Origin of the sequence: Streptococcus cristatus (assembly GCF_003943505.1) — a bacterium.
GTDB lineage: Bacteria > Bacillota > Bacilli > Lactobacillales > Streptococcaceae > Streptococcus > Streptococcus cristatus_E.
In genome coordinates this window covers 88,895-108,531 of record NZ_RJPS01000002.1, presented here as the reverse complement: position 1 = coordinate 108,531, position 19,637 = coordinate 88,895, and the positions used below count along the sequence as shown (strand labels likewise).

The window sequence follows — 19,637 nt, the reverse complement described above, 5'->3', positions numbered from 1 at the left end:
AGCTATCATAGCTCTAGAAAATTTATTTGCATTCAAGCTAGTATCTAATTCCATTCTTCATCTCCTGCAGCAGCCTTCAAAAATGCTTGCTTGAAATCCTCATACATGTCAAAGGCGATTTTCATGACCTTTTCAAAATCATCATAACTGGAAATTACAGGCTTCAGTATAATATAATCTCTTGAGATTAACCATTTGGCATAAGATGCAAAGGGGCTACCCATGATAGCTTTATCTCCCTCATAGATGACCCAGATCAATTCTAATCGACCACGTTCAAAAGAAAAATGGAAGCCGAAGCGAAAATGTCCAATTTCCTCCAGTTTTATATGGAAAAAGCGTTCTTGTTTATCATACTGAACTTTGTAGCCTAATAATTCCACTATCTCCATCAGAAAATCACCGTCAAAATAATCAAGCTCTTGACCCTTTGGTGTTCTTTTCTGACTATAATGCGCGGATAATTTTTCATATCTCTCTACAAAGTTGATGTCGATTAATGCCTGTTTAATTCTAGTGTCTAGCTTCATTCTTCATCCCCTGCAGCAGCCTTCAAAAATGCCTGCTTGAAATCCTCATACATTTCAAAGGAAATTTTCATGACGTCTCGAAAATCTACATAGTCGGAAATAATGGGCTGTTTGATAATATAATCACGCGCAATCATCAACCTTGGATATCTAGTCCAAGGAGAACCAAGGACAACTTTATCTCCTTCATAAACAACCCAGATCAATTCTAATCGACCATGCTCAAGAGCAAAATGGAAACCAAATTGAAATTTTTCGACTGATTCCAAATCAATATGGAAAAAACGCTCTCGTTTATCATATTGAACTTTATAGCCTAATAATTCAACAATTTCCATCAGAAAATCGCCGTCAAAGTAATCCAATTCTTGGCCTTTTGGAGTTCTCTCCCTATTGTATTTTTTAGAAATATTTTCATATCGTTCTACGAAATTAATTTCTATTAAAGCTTGTTCAACTCTAGTATTTAGCTTCATTCTTCATCTCCTGCATTAGCCTTCAAAAAGGCTTGCTTGAAATCCTCATACATGTCAAAGGCGATTTTCATGACGTCTCGAAAATCAACGTAGTCAGAAACAATGGGATCCATTATCTTATTGTCTGGTGAAGTTAGCAATCTTATGATAGTAAATAGATTAGTTCCTAGCAAGACATTTTGGTTTGAATCTTTTAAATCCCAGATGAGTTCTACCATTCCATATTCCAAAGAAAATTTAAAGCCGAATTCATATTGACCATTTTTTTCCTTTTTTAGCGAGAAAAAATACTCTTTTTTGCTAAATTTCACTTCATAACCTAAGGAATTGATTATTTCCATCAAAAAATCACCGTCATAATAATCCAAAGCTTCTTCTTTAGGAGTTCTACTCCTACTAAATATATGGGACAATGCTTCATATCTCTCTACAAAATTGATTTCGATTAAAGCTTCTTCAACTCTAGCATCTAGCTTCATTCTTCATCTCCTGCATCCACTATTCCTACATTTAAAATACCATCATTCAGAAATTCTTCCTCGGATATTTCTCCACTTTCATACATAAAGTGTTTATTCATTGCTATTGAAATGTGTTTTAGTTCAGAAAATGCATCCTCTAGACCGTCTAGAGCTAAAAAGATATCTACAAATCCAGATGTATAAAAGGGATCTTGAGATGATGAAATTCTATTTTTCTTTTTTTCTAACAAGCTAAGCCCGCTATTTAATTGATTCAAGCATTCATTTATAGCTTTTTCACAGCTTTTTAAATCATCTAGGCTGTCACCACTTAAAATATTTCCATTGAAGTTCTGATTTAAGTTCTCACAAAAGCTGATATACCTCGTTACTAGCTCATTCATTTTCTCTACCTATCTATAATTGACTGTCGCAATAAATTTGATATTGGGCTGCTCTTTGACTTGCCCACAATATTTATAATTGTAAAGTAAAATAATGGAATTACTTCCAGGTATGGCTTGGTCATCTTCAATCTTCTTTAAATTATCTATGACGACATCTGCATATGAGGCTCCGATTATATGGTCATATACATTTAAAAATCTGGAATCGCAATATTCTTTTTCGATTAGGTAGTCGTCAATATCATCGATATCAATTCGAAAAGCATCATAAAACTTGGAACTGACGATTTCTCCGTCATCATCATACCTTAAGTCGATATAGGTATCCAGCTCTTCCCTACTTGCAAAATTTCCAATCCAAATTGATACTGTATTTTCAGTCTCCATATTCTCACTTCTATTTATATTGAAATCCTGAAATTGTGCTATTAAAAATTCTAGGTTCATTCTAAAAATGCTACTGATGCTAGAACTTATAGCTTTTATCCCTCACTATCGAACATGAGTTCATCTAGTTTTTCTCTGTCAATCGCAATATTTTTATAGGTTTCAATGGTATTATTTAGAAATCCCATATCCACTTCAGCTTGTCCTTTGTACAAGTTAATTTTTGCACCTAAATCTATGAGACTAGCGAGAATTTCTTGCATCACTATTAACTGCTCTAGATCCAGATAATCACTTTCTAACAAAGCCTCATTTTTCTCTATTCTCGTCTTTATTTCGCCAATTGGCAAAGTGCTATGTTTCCTCATTATTTTACATGCCTGTAAGATATTATCTGACATTTTGATCTTTGTGTAGATTATTGACACCATTCGCTCCTTTATAAATATCTTCCATTAAGCACTCCTTCACTCGGTCAACCTATCTTTAGTTATTCTAACAACTTGATTTAGTCTGAGTCATTATCTTCATCCAGATATTTAACATTTAGGATTCCATCATCCAGGTATTCTTCCTCAGATATTTCTCCACTTTCATACATCAATTTCTTATTCAAGGTTACCAGCAAGTCGTCCGCATCATCCAATAAAACCTCTAGTCGTCTCAGTCCCCAAAAAATTTCAAGAATCCCTTTTGTATAAGCGCTATTTCTTGAAGATTCAATTGATCCAGCCTGACTTTCCAAGATCTGAAGACCACATTTTAACTGTTCGAAACTTGAATCCCAGTCATCACGAATGTCCTCCAGAAAATCATCTAACTTCTCATAATCAAGCAGTTTTCCATTAAATTTATCATTGAGTGTTGAGCATATCTGATGCAAATTTTCTAGTACTTCTTTCACTTTATACTTTCCTTATATATTTATCATCTACTTCTATCTTCAGAGACCACAATCTTGACTGAGAGGGAACAATTTCGCATTATTACTATATTGGAAAGTCGGAACCATTACTTCGCATCATCGAACATATAGAAATCGTCTTCCTCAATTTGATTTTTAGTATCTTCTTGTGACTCAATAACATGACTCAAAAATTGCATGGTTACCTTTTCATCATCAAGGAATAATTGAAGCTCTCCGCCCAATTCCATTATCTCTTCTACTGTCTTTTTAAAGCTCTTTAGTCGCTCTAAATTCAGATATTCTGTTTCAAGCACAGCCATATGATGAGTCATTTTTTCCTTGATTACTCCGATTGGCTCATGACTAAAATCTCTAATTATTTTCAAAATTTTCGTATCGCTATTATCTGACTTTATTTTGGCAATAAATTTATGCATGACTGCTCCTTTTTAGAATCGATCCATTCGCCGAGTAAACTCATTTTCTAGCCTCTCTGCCAATCACATCTTCATCAACAATTTCGCCATTGATTTCTCTAATCTTCTTTGAAATGTGAATGTGAATCTCCCTTAAATCAGCTATATAATTTTCAATATTTAGCAATGAAGTATAGATATCATACATCCCACTTAGGTAGGCTTGATTATTAGTACTAGTTATTGATTCTAAGTCTAAATTTTTCATTGTAGCAAGCCCTCTGGCAAGATTATCGAAGTCTTCTTGGAAATCTTCACGAAGTTCATCACAAACATCCGATATTTTTTCTGGATTTATTAGATGCTCATTATAATGGGAATTTAATTTGGAATAAACGCTTGTTAATTCTTGCAATAATTGTTTCATAAGTGCCCTTCAGTTCATTCTATTCAGGAAAGCATTTGACTTCAAAACAATATCTGCCTCTCGCAAAATAGGCAAGTTGTTAAAAATCAATGTCCAATAAAACTAGTATAACAAAAACTCTAGGAAAAATGAAAATGTGATAACGTCAGGTTATCACATTAAACAAAATAAGACTATAACTTGACAATCACTTGCTCTCGGCCTGCATACTTATCGATTTCTTCTTGCCAGATTGCTTTCAATTCATCGTCAACAATGACTGGACTATTTACCTCTTTCATTTTTTGAATTCTTTCGTCAATCGATTTAATCTTACACACTTTACTGTTAATCGTGGCCAGAAATTCTTTAAACGAAAGATGGAAGGCGATAATTTTTTGTTTTTCATGATCAAAAAATGCTATGAGATTATAATCTTGTTTAGAAATTCCCAAAAGAATATAATTTCCAAAACTATCCTCTGCAATCGGTAGGTAGCCACCTTGAATATGCTCGGATAGAAAATCATGGTCAAGGAAATACTGGAAATTGTATTCGTAATCAGCATTTTCAAAGCCATAAAAGGCTCGAATATCAGAACTCTCTTTCTTTATTTTAAAGCTTGTCTGTAAGGTATTTCCACCATTATAGTTTATTAAAAAGCTTCTATATTCTTCCGGCAACAAAATGTCATGAATTTTTTCAAATTGAGCCAATGCCTCTGAAACACCTGTTTTATCAAACGGAAAAAGTCTTAGCATTTTTTCTCCTTTTCTTTGATCTTGAATAGCCAGCATACTTGAATTTCAGTTTTTTCTATCTATTTCATCGGAAAGTTTAAGCAATATGTCACATAATTCCTCAAAATCCAAAGATAAATTGTGTAGACCTACTATCATCTGTGAAATTGCTTCTCTATCTAACTGATTGTCTTTTGTAAGGGACTGAACCAGCTTTTCATTTCCCTTCTTTATCCAACCTACATGATTTGGAATGTAGGCCCTTAAATAGTCTGTGAAGTCTTCTAGAGCTTCTTCTGAAAACGGTACCTCAGCTTGGCTCGTTTGAATCAATGAAATACTTTCTACTATTCTATTTAACTCTTTCTCAATTGTCATTTTAATCTTCTTTCATGATAGAAATATGTTCCGATAAATTAGCCATCTTTGACTGAGATAGATTGATAATGCCAGTTCCATCAGGAAAGTAGCTTAGAACGTCAATGATGGACAACTCTAGTATAACAGAAACTCTCGAAAAAATAAAAATGAGTCTGTGACAAAAGTCCTAGCCTCTCAATTGTCTTTGGATTGTCGAGCAAGACGTAGTGGTTGAGTGGGCTCTACTACGCTAGCTTTTACAGCCCTACTCAACTGTGTGGAGGTGGGACGACGAAAGCGAATTCTAACGAATTACCGATTTCTGTCCCACTCTCATTAAATCAAATAAGACTACAACCTAACAATCACTTGCTCACGACCAGCATACTTATCAATTTCTTCTTGCCAGATTTCCTTTAATCTAGGAGTAATTTCTTTTTTGCTGCCTACGGCTCTCATATCGGCGATTCTTTCTTCAATCGTGCGAATCTTTTTCTTTTTGCTTTTAAGTTTAGCCACCCAGTCTTCAAAATTGATTTCTAAAGGCCGCACAAGCTGGCCTTCATGATCAAAAAAAGCTAGCTGATTGAAATTTTTTTCTATAACACCAAGAAGAATAGAATTCCCAAAACTATCCTTGGCTATGGGAATGAAGCCTCTTTCTAAAAACTCTTCTAAAAAACCACTCTCAATCAAATATTGGAAATTATTGTATTGACTCGCTTTATTAAAACCATAAAATGCTCGTATGTCTGAANTTTTACGATTTATACTAAAACTAGTTTGCAAGCTATTCCCGCCATTGTATTTAATCAGAAATTCTTTATATTTTTCTGGGAGCTTAATTGTAAACTTACCTTCAAAATCCGCTATAGCCTGATCTACACCTTCTGTATCGTAAGGAAATATTCTTAACATTTCTAACTCCAAATTTTTTACTATCCTGTAAAGTTTCAATTCAATCAATCCACTATTTTTTAAAAATAAGTACTAAATAAAAGAGGGACTACACATTCTCACATTCTAATCCCTCCCATTTTACCATTAATTTTGGACTAATTCTAGAAATTCGGTAAAAGTGCGAGCTAGAAAATAGGCATTATTTTCATCACTTGAAGCTTCTAGATTATATGTATCATCATAGTAATAAATACCTTCATCCTCATCACCACTCAACCAGAAAACTAGAAAACCATGTTGCAAGGAATCACCTATAATGATTGAATTAGAAAAAAGATCATCCAAGTATTCATCAGTCCAATCTTCTATATCAAAGTTTTTTACGCCAGTCTTAATCCCATATAAAACATCAATATTAATTTCTTCATTGATGTTCTGTATCTCAATAGAATTTTCAAACTCATAGGAAGGACAGTGTCCACCATTGTTTTCTTTCAAAAAGTTTTTATAATCTTCTGGAAGAGTTAGGTTGTATTTCTCTTCCAAATCTTTTATATCCTCATCACTGGTATGACCTAGTGCACGGATCATTAAGCTCATCTTATTTTCCTCTTCTTTTTAATTTCTGGCTTGTAATCTTTGTTGCATATATTCCATTTGAAGAGCTATTTTACTTAAGGTACTTGATTTTGGAAACCATCTTGCCCATCTTTCGCAAGAGCAGAGGCAAGTCAGAAAGTCAAAGACCAAAAAAGCCAGTATAAAATAGCATTACAACCTAACAATCACTTGCTCTCGGCCTACAAATTCATCGATTTCTTCTTGCCATAAAGCTTTTAACTCATCATCAACTACAACAGAACTTCCAATTTCTTCCATTTCTTTCATTCGTTCCTCAATGGATGGAATATGAACAACAGGACTTTTTGTTTTTTTTAGAAATTCAGCAAAATCGATAGTAAATGAAATATACGTTTGCTTTTCATGATCATAAAATCCTATTTTATTATAATTACTAGCACCGACACCAAGTAAAATATTATTACCAAAACTNTCTTTAGCTATGGGTAGATAATGATTTTCAATAAAATCTTCTAAAAAGCCTTTTTCGACTAGATAGTTAAAATTACTAAAATGGTTAGCNAATGANAAACCATAAAANGAGTGGATATCTGAACGAANTTTCTCNANTTTAAANCTTGNATCAATCGTATCTCCGCCATTATACTTTAATAAAAATTCTTTATATTTTTCAGGCAAGGAAATAGAATAATTTTTCTCCAATTGTTCTATTTCAGTTATGACACCATCGGTTTTAAATGGGAAAATTCTTAACATATCTACCTCTTTTCACTACTGGCACCAACAATATCCTCCATCAATCTGGTTGAGCAATATCATTCAGTATTTGAAAGCTGTATCTGAATCTCTCTAAAATCAGATAAATTTTTCTTTCAATCTATGCCTACAATCGGTTCCGCAACTTCTAACAAGGGTCGGGATGGCTCTATTTGATTGAGTTTTGCCTGCACAGCTTCTGCCACCGCTCGCGGTACGCCCACTTCGACGATTTCATCGACACTGGCTTCTTTAATCTTGGTCAGAGATTTGAAATGCTTCATGAGATTTTGCTTGCGTTTTGGTCCCAAGCCTTCGATGCCATCGAGTTGCGATGAGAAGGAATTCTTAGACCGGAGCTGGCGGTGGAAGGTAATGGCAAAGCGGTGTACTTCATCTTGAATGCGCTGGAGGAGGAAAAATTCCTGAGAATTACGGGACAGTTCTACAACTCGAAGAGGATCTCCAAAGAGCAATTCATGGGTCTGGTGCTTGTCATTTTTTTGAAGTCCAGCGATAGGAATATCAAGCCCCAACTGGTTCTGGATAACTTCTTTAGCAATATTGACTTGACCTTGTCCACCGTCAATGACAATCAGATCTGGTGGCGTCAGCCCGTCACGTATCACCCGACTATAGCGGCGCTTGATAACCTCTCGCATACTGGCGTAGTCGTCCGGCCCTACCACGGTCTTGATCTTGTATTTGCGGTAATCCTTCTTGCTAGGCTTACCATTGACAAAGACCACCATAGCCGATACAGGACTGGTCCCCATGATGTTAGAGTTATCGAAAGACTCAATCCGAACGGGCGTCGGAATGTTAAGGAGCTTCCCTAGATTTTCGATAGCGCCCTGCGTTTTCTCAACGGATTTCTCCAAAAGATCAAATTTCTGCTGGAGGCTGACCCGAGCATTCTTAATAGCTAGATTAACCAGCTGTTTCTTCTCGCCTCGCTGAGGCTTGACTACTTTGGTATCCACCACGGCCCGGACAGCTTCTTCATCAATGTCTGCTGGAATCAAGATTTCATTGGGCTTGAGGTGGGACTTTTCTTGGTAAAACTGGCCAATATAGGTCAGGAAATCTTCGTCGGGATCATTGTAATAGGGGAAAAGATTGACATCACGCTCAATCAACTTGCCTTGGCGCACAAAGAAGACCTGCACGCACATCCAGCCCTTGTCCACATAATAGCCAAAAACATCGCGATTCTGCAAATCCTTAGCCATGACCCTCTGCTTGGTACGTAAGGTTCCAATAGCCTGAATCAGGTCACGGTATTCGGCCGCTCTCTCAAACTCCATGGCTGCAGCTGTTTTATTCATCTTATCACGCAGCTCATCGATAATCTTGTCGTCCTGCCCTTTCAGAAAATCCGACACTTCCTGAGCCATATTCTTGAAATACTGGCTATCCCGCTTGCAAATCGTATGGGCTTCACATTGTCCCAAGTGATAATAAAAACAGACTTTTGCAGGTGGATTGGTGCACTTTTTGAACGTAAAAATGCGATCGAGCAGGCGCTTGATTTCATTGGCTGCACCGACATCTGGATAAGGCCCAAAATAAAGACCGCCATCCTTTTTGACTTGGCGCGTGATAATCAGACGCGGATAGACTTCGTTGGTAATCTTAATAAAAGGATAGGACTTATCGTCCTTGAGCATGATATTGTACTTGGGCTTATTTTCCTTGATTAGATTGATTTCTAGGAGCAAAGCCTCGATATTAGACTCAGTGACAATAAACTCAAAATCCTCAATCTCGGAAACCAGGGCCTCCGTCTTGGTGTCGTGGCTGCCACGAAAATAAGAGCGAACCCGATTACGGAGATTCTTGGCTTTGCCGACATAGATAATAGTACCGTTTTTGTCCTTGTGAATGTAGCAGCCGGGACTGGTCGGCAACAGTTCCAGCTTGGATTGAATTAGCTTGTTTATAGACATATTTCTCCAAAACCCTATCTTTTCAATAGAAATTTTTCATTTTCCTAGAACATGTACTTCCCTAACAATTCATGATCATTGCTCGTTGCTCGTTACAAATGTTTATTTCTAGGCTAGACTTACTTTGATTCTTGCGCCCTTTTTTCTAACATTTTCTTTATAAAATAAGGCATTTTGACATTTTCTCTGCCCTTTTTCTCTATCAACTTTTTGACAAATTCAGGCATTTGAAGTTCTTCCGTTTCGCTTAAAATTTGATTACTTTCTTCTGAAGGGGCCAATTCGTCAAAGGTTGTTTCTTCTGGATGCATGTATCGAAGCTCTTCTGCTTCATGCTGACGAATAGTTGCTAATAATGCATCAATCAAACGGGAGTCTGTGTTCGGCATTGGTGGACGATGATAAGCCACACCGAGTTCTTGACACAATTCCTGACACTCCACGTCATTATCGAACAGTACCTCGATATGTTCGCTGATGAAACTGATTGGGACAAAGATATAATGTTGCGGGTGGTTCGCTTGATCTCGGAGATATTCTAAGACATCTGGCTTGATCCACGGCAAGCCAATATCGCTTTCGCTCTGCCAGGTATTGGTATATTCAGATGGAGCCAAACCCAGCCGATGTGCAATCAACTGTGAGTTTTCAATAATCTGATCAATATATGGATCTTCAAAATCAAGGGCTAAAACTGGTACACTGTGAGCTGAGAAAATGACCTTAAAACTTTCATCTTTGCCTTGCGTTTGCAAGATTTTCCTGATTTCTTCCTCCCAAAAGCGAAGCAAGTCCTCAGCTTGATACCATTCTTTGATAATATGGAATTTAATTGTCTGGCTCGTAATAAATTTTTCATACCCCATAACAGAGTAAAAAGAATAATGCGGTTCTAAAATTAAGCAGATACATTCCTCAATTCCGTCATTCTCCATCTGCTTAATAACATCTGGAATAAAGGGGCGAGAAAATTTATTAGCAAAATAGACAGCATATTCCCCCTTTAAAGCTTCTTTCACCAGCTCAACTTCTGTCCGCGTGATGCGTTGCAGGGGGCTGCCACCAATACGCTGATAATTATCATGAAGGTGCTGAATCTCCCGATCAGTAGGTCGCACGCCACGACGGATATTCGTAAAAAATTCTGCAATATCCTCAAAAGTATAGCCCTCTGGCGATCCAAAGGTCATCATTAGAATAGCTTTTTTAGTCATAAGTTCCTCTTTTTGTATAAAATCCTCTGCTATTATAACATGATATCCCCTGAAAAGCAGATAAAAGGAATGTTTTCTAGCAAAATTAAGAATTATTTGGGTCTCAAAAAATTTTCTTCTTAAATTTGTTTCAATCAAACTAATTCACCAATAAAAAATGAAGTGAGATGTAACACTCACTTCAGTCTTATATACTATAAAGTTTTTCTGCGGCGATGTTTCACTGCACCTGCGAGAAGAGCTGCACCGAGGGTCATTCCAAGGAAAGCTAATAGCTCAGCTTCCGTTCCTGTATTAGGAAGGACGGTTGCTTTGTTGGCTGAAGCTTTAGGAGCTGCTGGCGTTGGTGTAGCACTAGTATTATTATCAGTTTTTGGCTGAGCTTGAGTAGCTACGTTAGCCAATGTTTCAACCGATGCATCCTTCTCATCTTGAGAAACTGGATTTGCATTCGAAGTCAGCAGCGTTTGACTTCCCGCACCTGCTGCAGCAAAATTAAGTCCACCATTTGCCTGATAAGTAGTTGTAGTGGCCGATGCTAGGGCTTGGCGCTCTTCTTTTGGAAGAAGGTCTAGCAAATAATTGTAATTTGCTAGCAACTCATTGTAGACTGTTTGCAAATCAACTAATTTTGCATTCTCAGCCTCAGCAACAACTTGTTTAGCCTTCAGGTCAGCCTCTGCTGCAGCCAAGTCTTGCTTAGCTTTTTCCAATTGTTGTGGAGCTGTTTTGAGATCTGAAACTTTCTTCTGAGCCGCTGCTACACGATTTTGAGCAGCGACCAATTCAGCTTTAGCTGCTTCTAAGGCCTTATTCTTGTTTTCCTCAGCCGTCTTCAAAGCTGCGAGCTGATTCTTAGCCTCTACTAAGGTTGCCTGAGCTTTTTGCAATTTAGCCTGATATGGAGAAATTGCAGACGCGATTCTTGCTGTCGCTGATTCCAAAGCAGCCTTTTTATCTGACAAGTTTTGTTGAGTCAGAGCTAAGGCTTTCTCAGCAGCTTCAAGATTCTGTTTAGCTTTTACAACAGCAGCCGCACGATCTTTCTGTGCCTTGTATGAATCTGTCAACTGATTGTTTAAAAGATTCAGGCTAGACTCTTGACTAACTTTCTGCGCTTGCAACTCTGCCAAACGATTCTTCAAGGCTGTCACATTGGCACTTGAGGCAGCTCCACGACTGCCGCCACTGCGGAGAAGTTTCTCCATCTCTTCAACTGTTAGCAGTGTGCCATTATTGACTCTTTGGTTGAAATTACGAACATTGTGGAATCCAACTTCTGAAGTTCCGTATGGAGTTCCAAACTGATTTGGATGAGTGTCATAGGCAGCAGAGATTGCATTGGCCTTGTTATCCATCATTTGGACATAGTGACCGATTTGCGCAAAGACGTTAGGCCCCACCTTCATATAAATGGCATTGGCATCCAGTTGTCTTTCATCAGTTGGCAGGCCGTATTGAGCAGCAATCTTCTGATACAGGGCCTTTTCACTATGCCAGAAATTAACCGCACCTTGAGGATTGAAGCTGATGGCTACGTTTTCATTGCCAATCAGCTTGCCCATGTGCCAGTTAGCCTTCTCAAAGTACAAGGTCTGAATTTGGCTGGCAACATTGGCATATGGATCCACCAAAAGTTCTGGCAGTCCTGCATTACGACGGTAGGCATTGATAGCCTTAACCAATTCCAAAGCCTGCAAGTTATTTTCCAAGCTAGCTGGGCTAGATGGATCTGAACCAACCGTGATCTTGAATTCATTCTGACCACGTTTGTAAAGGGCTAAAGCATCAGCTGCAGCATTTCTCACAGCTTCATTATTCGAATTATCTCGAAGATTTTCCAAGAATTGCGAATAGGTCGTATTCCGTAAATCAACTGGCGCCGTACTTGCGTTTTTTTGCTCATGCACCAACTCTGTATTTGTTGCAGCAATCAATTGCTTGGTCTGCTCTAAGTTAGCCTGAGTTTGATTGATTTTGTTTTGGATTTCTGCTTGATTTTGTGGTGCAGCGTTTGCTTCTTGTTCTGCTTTTGCAAGTTCATTTTTAGCATGATCCACAGCTGTCTGAGCTTGATTTTCCTGATTTTTAGCAGTTTCTACAGCTGCAGTTTCTGCATGAACTGGTTCTTTAGCTTTGTTTAGTTCAGATTCTGCCACATCCACCAATGATTGTTGACCAGCAATTGTATTTTCTTGGTCTTTAACTGCCTGACTTGCTTCCTGGACTGCAGTTTCTGCTTCTTTGACAGTTTCTGATTTTGCTGTTACTTCTTCTTCAGCTTTTTTAACACTGGTCTCTGCTTGAGAAATGTTTTCTTCAGTTGCTGCCTTTTCATTTTCAGTAGCTGTAGCCACTTTCTCTTGAGCCTCTGAAACTGCTGTTTTGGCTCCTTCAAGGTCTGCTTCAGCTTTCTTAGTTTGCTCTTGTTGCTGATTTACATTTTTCTTGGCAGCATCTGCTTTTTCCTTCGCTTCTGCTACATCCGCTGTTGTAATTGGTTTCTCGGTAACTGCTGTTGCCTTTGGTTTCGTAGCCGTTGACTCAACGAGTTCATCCGCTTTTACCTGATGGCTAAGCGCACCAGAAATAATCGTTGTCGCTGCAATGCCAGTTGCTACAACGGATTTACCAATTTTCTTGTCCATAGACATCTCCTTCTAATAGCACATGTATCATTTCATATTTTAGTCCTACGCTATAATACTAACATAAAATGACTGGTTAAACCAGTCAAAACCATATCATTTAAATAGAAATTTTATTACAATTCTATGACAAAAATCGAACGCTTCATCCTAATAAAGTGGAAATAGAGCGGATTTAAAGCGTTTTCAAGCTTCTTCCGCTCCTTATTCCATTTATTTCGAAAAAATCTTTACTGTTTATTTTCTTCTGATGTCACTTGACTTTCAGGAGCTTTTTCTGAAGGAGCTGCTGAATTTGATTTTTCTACTTCAGGAATGACTGGTGAGCTTGACTCTTCTACTGTTTCTTTAGGAGACTCGCTAGTTTTTTCTTCCTTAGTCTCCTCAGTCGGACTAGCCTCCGTCTCAGTTTTAGCCTCAGTAGGAGCCGGCTTGTTGGCTTGAAGTTGATTAAAGAACGCTTCTGCTTCGGCTAGCAAGGCTGCTTTGTCCTCATTCGGATCGGATAATTTATCCAATAGACCATCTACCTTGGCAAATTGCTCATCTGTCCCCTGTTGTTCCTCAAGCATCTTGTGGGCGGACATCAGCAAATTGTAAATTTTCAGATAAGTCTCTTTATCCTTGAGCGCTGCAGATGCTTGCTGTTCTTTTAAGGTTTCAACGATTTGAGCCAAGAGCGTTTTCGTTTCTGCTAAGATGATTTCTCTATCTTTGCGAGATTCTTGCAAATCAGTTCGAAGTGCTGCGAGTTGCTTTTGATAATTTTCTTGCAGAGTCGAATCTGTTACTTTTTCCAAAAGTTCTTGTCCTTTTTGGAAGAGAGCTTGGAGAGTTTCTTCTGAGATTTCCTCAGTAGGTTGTGGTGCAAATTCTCCATACAATTCTTTCAAGAAACCATAAATAGCCGTCTTATAACTGTGGTCGTCCAACTTTTCTGTATCTAGAACTGTTTTATCCTTAGCTGTAGCAGCCTCACCACTTGCCAGAGCCTTATCAACTTCGAGCTTGGTTTGATAGAGTTCCAAGAAAAGAGCTTTCAGGTCGACCGCTTCAATAAAAGCCTGAGATTTATAAAGCTTGAGCGTCAAATCAGCAACTTTATTACGAAGTTCTGGCTGCAAACGTGCATCGTCAACCGCAAGATAGAAAGCTTTGAGATACTCGACGGAGGTCACTCCTGTCCGATCTTGATAATCTTGCAGACTTGCCAATAGCTGCTCAATCTCAGCCATCTTAGCTTCATTTTTTTCTACCTTAGCTTCCTGCAATTCAGCGAGCAAGCTGGTTTTATTCACATTGTAGCTGTCTGTTTCCAAACGTTTGATCTTGTCAACCAATTCTTGATATTTTTTATCAACTTCTGTCAGCTCTTCCGCTTTCGCTTTTTCATCAACATGAATGTAGTGCTTATCAAATTGATCTAGGCTGGCCAAATATCCCTCTGTTGAGTTGCTTGGCAATTGCTTCATGGTTTCTACAAAATTACCGAGAGCTAGTTCGATTCGACGTTGCATAAGTAAGTCTTTAGCATAAATGGTTCGGCTAGCTGCCAACAGAGCATCCACCTTTTCAAGGACGGCCTTTTCATCATAAGCTCCTGCTTGATAAGCCGATTGCAAGGCTGGAATTTTATTCTTCAAGCCTAGATTCAATCCTTTGGATTGGACACGGATGTAGTGGTTGTGATCGCCATGAGGAATGACAAACTGACCATTTTCAACCTGAATACTGTATGGAGACAGACCCGAACGCAGGGCTGTTGTATAAAGCTCGTTTAGGAAGTCCAGCTCTGGATTTCCAGTTTCTAGAGGAATCCGAACATGCTCTTTTCGAACAGCATAGGGGTGGATATGTGTCGGATCGTAGTCTTGATCCGGATTATTAAAGACAAAGAAGCCTTTTGAAATCTTAATTGCTTCACGCGGTACGCCATAAGTCTTGGAAATATAAGCGATTTTCTCTTCGTCACTTGCGTCACGAGAAAAACGGTCATATTCTGTGCTGACTTGACTGGATTGGCTTGAATCTTTGTGCTTAGCCAGGTTCGCTTCTGCCGCTGCAATTTGATCTTTGGTCAAATCTTTTTTGAAGAAATAATGTGCATGGCCGCCGTGTTGGACAACGTAACCTTCCTCATCTTTTGAGATGACATGCTCAGCATGGAAACCATGGTCGTGCTCGTCTTTATCAGCTGGTTTGGCTGGTTGACTTGGATTTGCTGGTTGGCTAGGCTGGCTTGGTGTACTTGCAGCAGCCTTAGGATAAGTCTTCTGGCCAGCAACAGGAATGTTCCGAGCTATTTCTTCTTCTAGGGCAGACAGTTTGCTGTAAGGGATAAAGTGATAGTGATTTCCATGTGGAATGGCCACTCCTTCTGCAGTCCGTCTAACGATTTTGCTTGGATCAAAGACAAGACCATCTTTTTCAACATAGCGTTTTTCTTTTGGTGTATGGTAGAGCTTCTCAAGTAAGGTTTGGTAACTTAATGGTGCATCTTCTGCTTTTTCAGCTGGTTTAGCTCCGTGCCCAGCATCTGATTGGACAGGTTTGGACGGTTGAGCTAGCTTAGCAGTCTGTCCCTTGTCAGCTTGATGCGCTGGCTTAGTCGCAGTTCCTGCATGTTGATTTTCTGATCCTTTACCTGTAGGACCAGAAGCCTCTCCTCCTGTATTAGGATTTTCAGCTGGACTAGCTGCTTGCTTGCCTCGCTGCAAGGAGTCCCAGTAGGCTTGGGCAGCCGCTAACTCACCTGGCGACAGATCACTTTTAGGAATATAATGCATATGACCGCCATGTGGCACAAGGAAGCCATCTCCTGTATCCGAAATCACATCAGATGGACTGAAAACATAGCCGTCATCTGTTGTATAGGCGCCATTGCTCCGACTCGATGCAGTGCCTTCTGCTTGATAGGTTCTCTTTCCTGCAGCATAAGCAGCACTTGGACGACTGAAGTCTTGCGTTTTTCTGCTAACAGTTTGACTCGATTTAGCTTCTGAACCGCCTTCGACTTCTTCCTTGCTAGGATGAATTTGTCTTTGCCGTGCGATTTCATCAACTGAACGAACATTGCTGGTTTCTTTGGCATTGGTCAGATAGAGGTAATATTTGCCTGCAACCTTGATAATATAGCCATCTTTCACTTGGTTGACAATATCTGATTCCTGCAATTGATAATTTGGATCCCGCATNATCAACTCTTCACTCAGAATTGCATCAAAGGGAACCTTGCCATTATAGTAATGATAGTGATCACCATGTGAAGTCACATAGCCTTGGTCCGTAATCTTGACAACGATTTGCTCAGCAGTAATGCCTTCTTTGGCCTGAATTTGCTCAGGTGTCAATTTCTCGGCTTTTTGAGATTTATTGTCCTGCTTATTTGTAGATTTCTTTTCTACATAAGCCACTCGATTTGTTGCTTGTTCTTGTGGCTTATCTGCTTGATACTGCATGATCGCATAACCGCACACACCTAGTGTAGCTAGTACCGCAACTGAACTAATAATATATTTCTTTTTCATATACCACCTCAATGTTTTAATTCTTTCGCTAAAATTTCTAAATTATCTTCTAAATTTTCAAGATAAGTCTTATCATTTTCAGGATCTGCTTCGAGAGGATTTAGCACCTTTAGGTTGACTCCTGTCGCCTTCTTTAAGGTTTCAGCCAACTTAGAAGAAGCATTGCTCTCGACAAAAATCGTCTTGACTTTATAGGTCTTGATAAAGTCTTGTATCTCCGTCAACTGCCTTGGACTAGGCTCTTGGTCTGGCGAAATCCCTGAAATCCCTAGTTGCTTGAGACCGAAACGTTTGGCTAGATAAGAAAAGGCCGTATGCTGGGTCACGAAAGTTTTTTCATCTAGCCCACTAAAGACTCCTTGGTATTTTTGGCTCAGGGCCTTTGCCTTCTCTGCAAATTTTTGAGCATTTTTCTGATAAGTATCCGCATTTTTACTATCTAGCTTGGACAATGCTTGAGCGATGAGTTGTGCTTCTTCTGCCACTTTTTCAGGATCCAGCCAAGTATGTGGATCATAGAGGGTCTTTTCATCAATCCCTTCCTCAGCAGACACTTCTTCTAAGCCAGCCACCTTGTCCAACTGCATCCCGTTGCTAGCTTCTACGACCGCTACTTTGGACTTTTGTAAACTAGGATCCAGACTACCAGCCCAAGACTCCAAAGTCCGCGAATGATACACAAAGATATCTGCTTCATAAATAGCCGCTACATCACTGGCTGATGGCTCAAATTCATGAATTCCTGCGCCTGACTGAATCATCCGTACATCGTTCAAATCTCCTGAGACTTCTTTGACCATCGAATAAATCGGGTAAAAACTCGTGACAATATTGAGCCCGCGTTTGCTGCCAGCACCACTTGCTTCCTTTTTGATACAAGAAGCAAGGCCAAGCCCCAGTAAGACTAGACTTAAAGCTATCAAAACTCTTTTGATTTTCATTTCAACTCCTTAACCAGTTTAGCAATCATTCAAAGAAATAACTATTTTCAAAACATTCTTTGCCAAGAATTGCTTTAAAAAACAACTTGATTTGTTAACTGGTTTATTAACTAGTTAAGATAATACTCCTTTTTATTTTTTCTGTCAAGAAGGAAGTTTGAATTTTTTCAAAAATTTTCCAACTATTCATCCAAATAAAAAAGCCACAAACGTGGCTTTGAGAAATCGGTATCCAAATTTTACTATTTTATAGAAAGGACTAGTGTTCACTATCCCTACTATTGGCTCGAATTTCTTCCAACATTTTGGCTTCTTCGGCTGTACATTCATAGTTTTCCAGCAAGTCTGGACGACGCTCATAGGTTTTTTTTAGACTTTCATAGAGACGCCACTTGCGGATATTTTCGTGGTGCCCGCTCATGAGTACTTCTGGAACAACCATGCCCCGATAGTCATAAGGACGAGTGTACTGAGGATACTCCAATAGTCCAGACGAAAAGCTGTCGTCCGTGTGACTAACTTCCTTGCCAATAACCTCTGGAATTAGGCGAACTGTCGCATCAATCATGGTCATAGCCGCCAATTCTCCTCCAGTCAGGACATAGTCACCCAGCGAAATCTCGTCCGTCACCAAGGTCTTGATCCGCTCATCATAACCTTCGTAATGACCGCAGATGAAGATGAGTTCCTCTTCCTGAGCCAGCTCCTCAGCATAGGCTTGATCAAAAGTCCGACCAGCAGGATCCAGCAAAATCACACGCGGTTGCTTCTTTTCAATGGCATCATAGGCATCAAAAATTGGCTGAGCCCGCAGCAGCATGCCCTGACCGCCACCGTAGGGCTCGTCATCCACATGCCGAGATTTTTCCGCATTTTCTCGAAAATTATGGTAGTTGATTTCCAAGAGTCCTTTTTCTCGCGCCTTACCCACAATCGAGTGCTCCAAAGGCGCAAACATCTCTGGAAAGAGGGTCAAAATATCAATCTTCATCATCCAGTCCTTCCGGTATCTCTACATCAACCCGACCTTGCTCGATGTCAATGCCTAACACTACTGGCGGAATGTAAGGCAGCAGCAAATCACGCTTACCTTTACGCTTGACCACCCAGACATCATTGGCTCCTGGCTGGAGAATCTCCTTAATCGTACCTAGCAGAACATCATTTTCATAGACTTCAAGGCCGATAATCTCATGGTAGTAAAATTCGCCATCTTCTAAATCAGCCAAGTCTTCTTCGGCCACTTTCAGACTAAAGTCACGAAATTTCTCGATGTCATTGATATGATACATCCCCTTAAACTTGATAATATCAAAGTTCTTGGCCTTGCGGTGGCTAGCAATCTCCACATCCATGATAAACTGATCCTTCTTATCGAAAAGAGCCAGTTTATTGCCTTTTTTAAAACGCTCCTCCGCAAAATCTGTCACTGATAAAACCCGCATTTCGCCTTGCAAACCTTGGGTATTGACGATTTTCCCAACATTAAAATACTTCATTTTTACTCCAGTTAATCTTTTTACTATTCATTTTATTGTATCATTTTGCTGGCTTTTTCTCAAGGCAGGCCGCTGGCTCAGACAGCGGAAAAGCCTATAAGTCAATGCCTTTTTCTTTGAGATTTTGCAGGCATTCCTCATAGTAAGCCGCATCATGCTCGGAGTAAATAGGGCTCGCCACAGCCACTTCTTCCAGATGCACATAGGCTAGACAAGTCTTGCCACGATAGTCCCGCTCCAGCCACTCTGGGGACACACGATAACCTCGCTTGCTCATCTCCTCCATAATCAGCTCATGGTAGCGATAAAGCAAGTAAGGAGAGTGAGTAAAAACATAGTCAACGGTCGCATGTTTCTTGCCCCAGCCATTGCCACGAAGAGCGCAGCATTCCCGATGCTGGCCAAGTAGTTGCGGACGGGGAAGCTTGGGAATCAGTGCTTGATGCCAGAGTCTCATTCTAACCTCCTTTTAGTAAAAACAAAGCAATCTTTTATTGCTCCAAATCGCCATTGAGCTCCAGAGAACTTCCA

21 protein-coding genes and 1 pseudogene are annotated in these 19,637 nt (G+C 39.3%); all 22 read right to left on the bottom strand.

Translation table 11 applies throughout. The features are described 5' to 3' along the window. Positions 1–44 precede the first annotated feature (44 nt). The gene (locus tag D8792_RS02570) at positions 45–530 is read right to left on the bottom strand and encodes a hypothetical protein (RefSeq protein WP_125372761.1); all 486 of its coding nucleotides are present in this window, start codon (positions 528–530) and stop codon (positions 45–47) included. Further along, a complete protein-coding gene (locus tag D8792_RS02565; protein ID WP_125372760.1) occupies positions 527–1,006 on the bottom strand; it encodes a hypothetical protein in 480 nt (159 codons plus the stop codon). The genes D8792_RS02570 and D8792_RS02565 overlap by 4 nt, the downstream gene beginning before the upstream one ends. After that, positions 1,003–1,485 (bottom strand): hypothetical protein, encoded by a 483-nt coding sequence (locus tag D8792_RS02560; RefSeq protein WP_125372759.1) that lies wholly within the window; start codon positions 1,483–1,485, stop codon positions 1,003–1,005. Before D8792_RS02560 ends, D8792_RS02565 begins: the two co-directional genes overlap by 4 nt. Then, on the bottom strand, positions 1,482–1,871 hold the full coding sequence (locus D8792_RS02555; RefSeq protein ID WP_125372758.1) for a hypothetical protein: 390 nt from the start codon (positions 1,869–1,871) through the stop codon (positions 1,482–1,484). The genes D8792_RS02560 and D8792_RS02555 overlap by 4 nt, the downstream gene beginning before the upstream one ends. A gap of 9 nt (positions 1,872–1,880) precedes the next feature. Then, positions 1,881–2,261 (bottom strand): immunity 22 family protein, encoded by a 381-nt coding sequence (locus D8792_RS02550; RefSeq protein WP_125372757.1) that lies wholly within the window; start codon positions 2,259–2,261, stop codon positions 1,881–1,883. 95 nt (positions 2,262–2,356) lie between these two features. Continuing rightward, on the bottom strand, positions 2,357–2,662 hold the full coding sequence (locus D8792_RS02545; RefSeq protein WP_260470164.1) for a hypothetical protein: 306 nt from the start codon (positions 2,660–2,662) through the stop codon (positions 2,357–2,359). A gap of 107 nt (positions 2,663–2,769) precedes the next feature. After that, entirely contained in the window at positions 2,770–3,165 is a 396-nt protein-coding gene (locus tag D8792_RS02540) for a hypothetical protein (protein WP_125372755.1), read from the bottom strand. A gap of 107 nt (positions 3,166–3,272) precedes the next feature. Beyond that, the gene (locus tag D8792_RS02535; protein ID WP_125372754.1) at positions 3,273–3,605 is read right to left on the bottom strand and encodes a hypothetical protein; all 333 of its coding nucleotides are present in this window, start codon (positions 3,603–3,605) and stop codon (positions 3,273–3,275) included. A 40-nt stretch (positions 3,606–3,645) separates the two neighbouring features. Beyond that, complete coding sequence (locus tag D8792_RS02530) at positions 3,646–4,011, bottom strand: hypothetical protein (protein ID WP_125372753.1); 366 nt, start codon at positions 4,009–4,011, stop codon at positions 3,646–3,648. A gap of 173 nt (positions 4,012–4,184) precedes the next feature. Next, positions 4,185–4,787, bottom strand: coding sequence for an SMI1/KNR4 family protein (locus D8792_RS02525; protein ID WP_260470163.1), 603 nt, complete (start codon positions 4,785–4,787; stop codon positions 4,185–4,187). A gap of 9 nt (positions 4,788–4,796) precedes the next feature. Further along, positions 4,797–5,108 carry a hypothetical protein gene (locus tag D8792_RS02520; protein ID WP_125372752.1) on the bottom strand — a complete coding sequence of 104 codons (312 nt, stop codon included), beginning with the start codon at positions 5,106–5,108 and terminating at the stop codon, positions 4,797–4,799. A gap of 333 nt (positions 5,109–5,441) precedes the next feature. Then, the gene (locus D8792_RS02510) at positions 5,442–6,008 is read right to left on the bottom strand and encodes an SMI1/KNR4 family protein (RefSeq protein WP_125372900.1); all 567 of its coding nucleotides are present in this window, start codon (positions 6,006–6,008) and stop codon (positions 5,442–5,444) included. Positions 6,009–6,134: 126 nt separating this feature from the next. Beyond that, complete coding sequence (locus D8792_RS02505; RefSeq protein WP_125372751.1) at positions 6,135–6,590, bottom strand: SMI1/KNR4 family protein; 456 nt, start codon at positions 6,588–6,590, stop codon at positions 6,135–6,137. 171 nt (positions 6,591–6,761) lie between these two features. Continuing rightward, positions 6,762–7,328 (bottom strand): SMI1/KNR4 family protein, encoded by a 567-nt coding sequence (locus D8792_RS02500; RefSeq protein ID WP_125372750.1) that lies wholly within the window; start codon positions 7,326–7,328, stop codon positions 6,762–6,764. Between the two features lie 116 nt (positions 7,329–7,444). Beyond that, positions 7,445–9,271 carry an excinuclease ABC subunit UvrC gene (uvrC, locus tag D8792_RS02495; RefSeq protein WP_125372899.1) on the bottom strand — a complete coding sequence of 609 codons (1,827 nt, stop codon included), beginning with the start codon at positions 9,269–9,271 and terminating at the stop codon, positions 7,445–7,447. A 125-nt stretch (positions 9,272–9,396) separates the two neighbouring features. After that, positions 9,397–10,491, bottom strand: a complete 1,095-nt coding sequence (gene hemH, locus D8792_RS02490) for a ferrochelatase (RefSeq protein WP_125372898.1) — start codon at positions 10,489–10,491, stop codon at positions 9,397–9,399. A 194-nt stretch (positions 10,492–10,685) separates the two neighbouring features. Continuing rightward, a complete protein-coding gene (locus D8792_RS02485) occupies positions 10,686–13,139 on the bottom strand; it encodes a CAP domain-containing protein (protein ID WP_125372749.1) in 2,454 nt (817 codons plus the stop codon). Between the two features lie 1,253 nt (positions 13,140–14,392). Next, positions 14,393–16,666 (bottom strand): annotated as a pseudogene (locus D8792_RS02480) (pneumococcal-type histidine triad protein); the annotation flags it as partial. 8 nt (positions 16,667–16,674) lie between these two features. Then, positions 16,675–17,607, bottom strand: a complete 933-nt coding sequence (locus D8792_RS02475; protein ID WP_125372747.1) for a metal ABC transporter solute-binding protein, Zn/Mn family — start codon at positions 17,605–17,607, stop codon at positions 16,675–16,677. A 259-nt stretch (positions 17,608–17,866) separates the two neighbouring features. Further along, entirely contained in the window at positions 17,867–18,598 is a 732-nt protein-coding gene (trmD, locus tag D8792_RS02470) for a tRNA (guanosine(37)-N1)-methyltransferase TrmD (RefSeq protein WP_045497615.1), read from the bottom strand. Then, positions 18,588–19,106 (bottom strand): ribosome maturation factor RimM, encoded by a 519-nt coding sequence (gene rimM / locus D8792_RS02465; protein WP_125372746.1) that lies wholly within the window; start codon positions 19,104–19,106, stop codon positions 18,588–18,590. Before rimM ends, trmD begins: the two co-directional genes overlap by 11 nt. 94 nt (positions 19,107–19,200) lie before the next feature. Continuing rightward, positions 19,201–19,563 carry a TIGR02328 family protein gene (locus D8792_RS02460; RefSeq protein WP_125372745.1) on the bottom strand — a complete coding sequence of 121 codons (363 nt, stop codon included), beginning with the start codon at positions 19,561–19,563 and terminating at the stop codon, positions 19,201–19,203. Between the last annotated feature and the right edge of the window lie 74 nt (positions 19,564–19,637).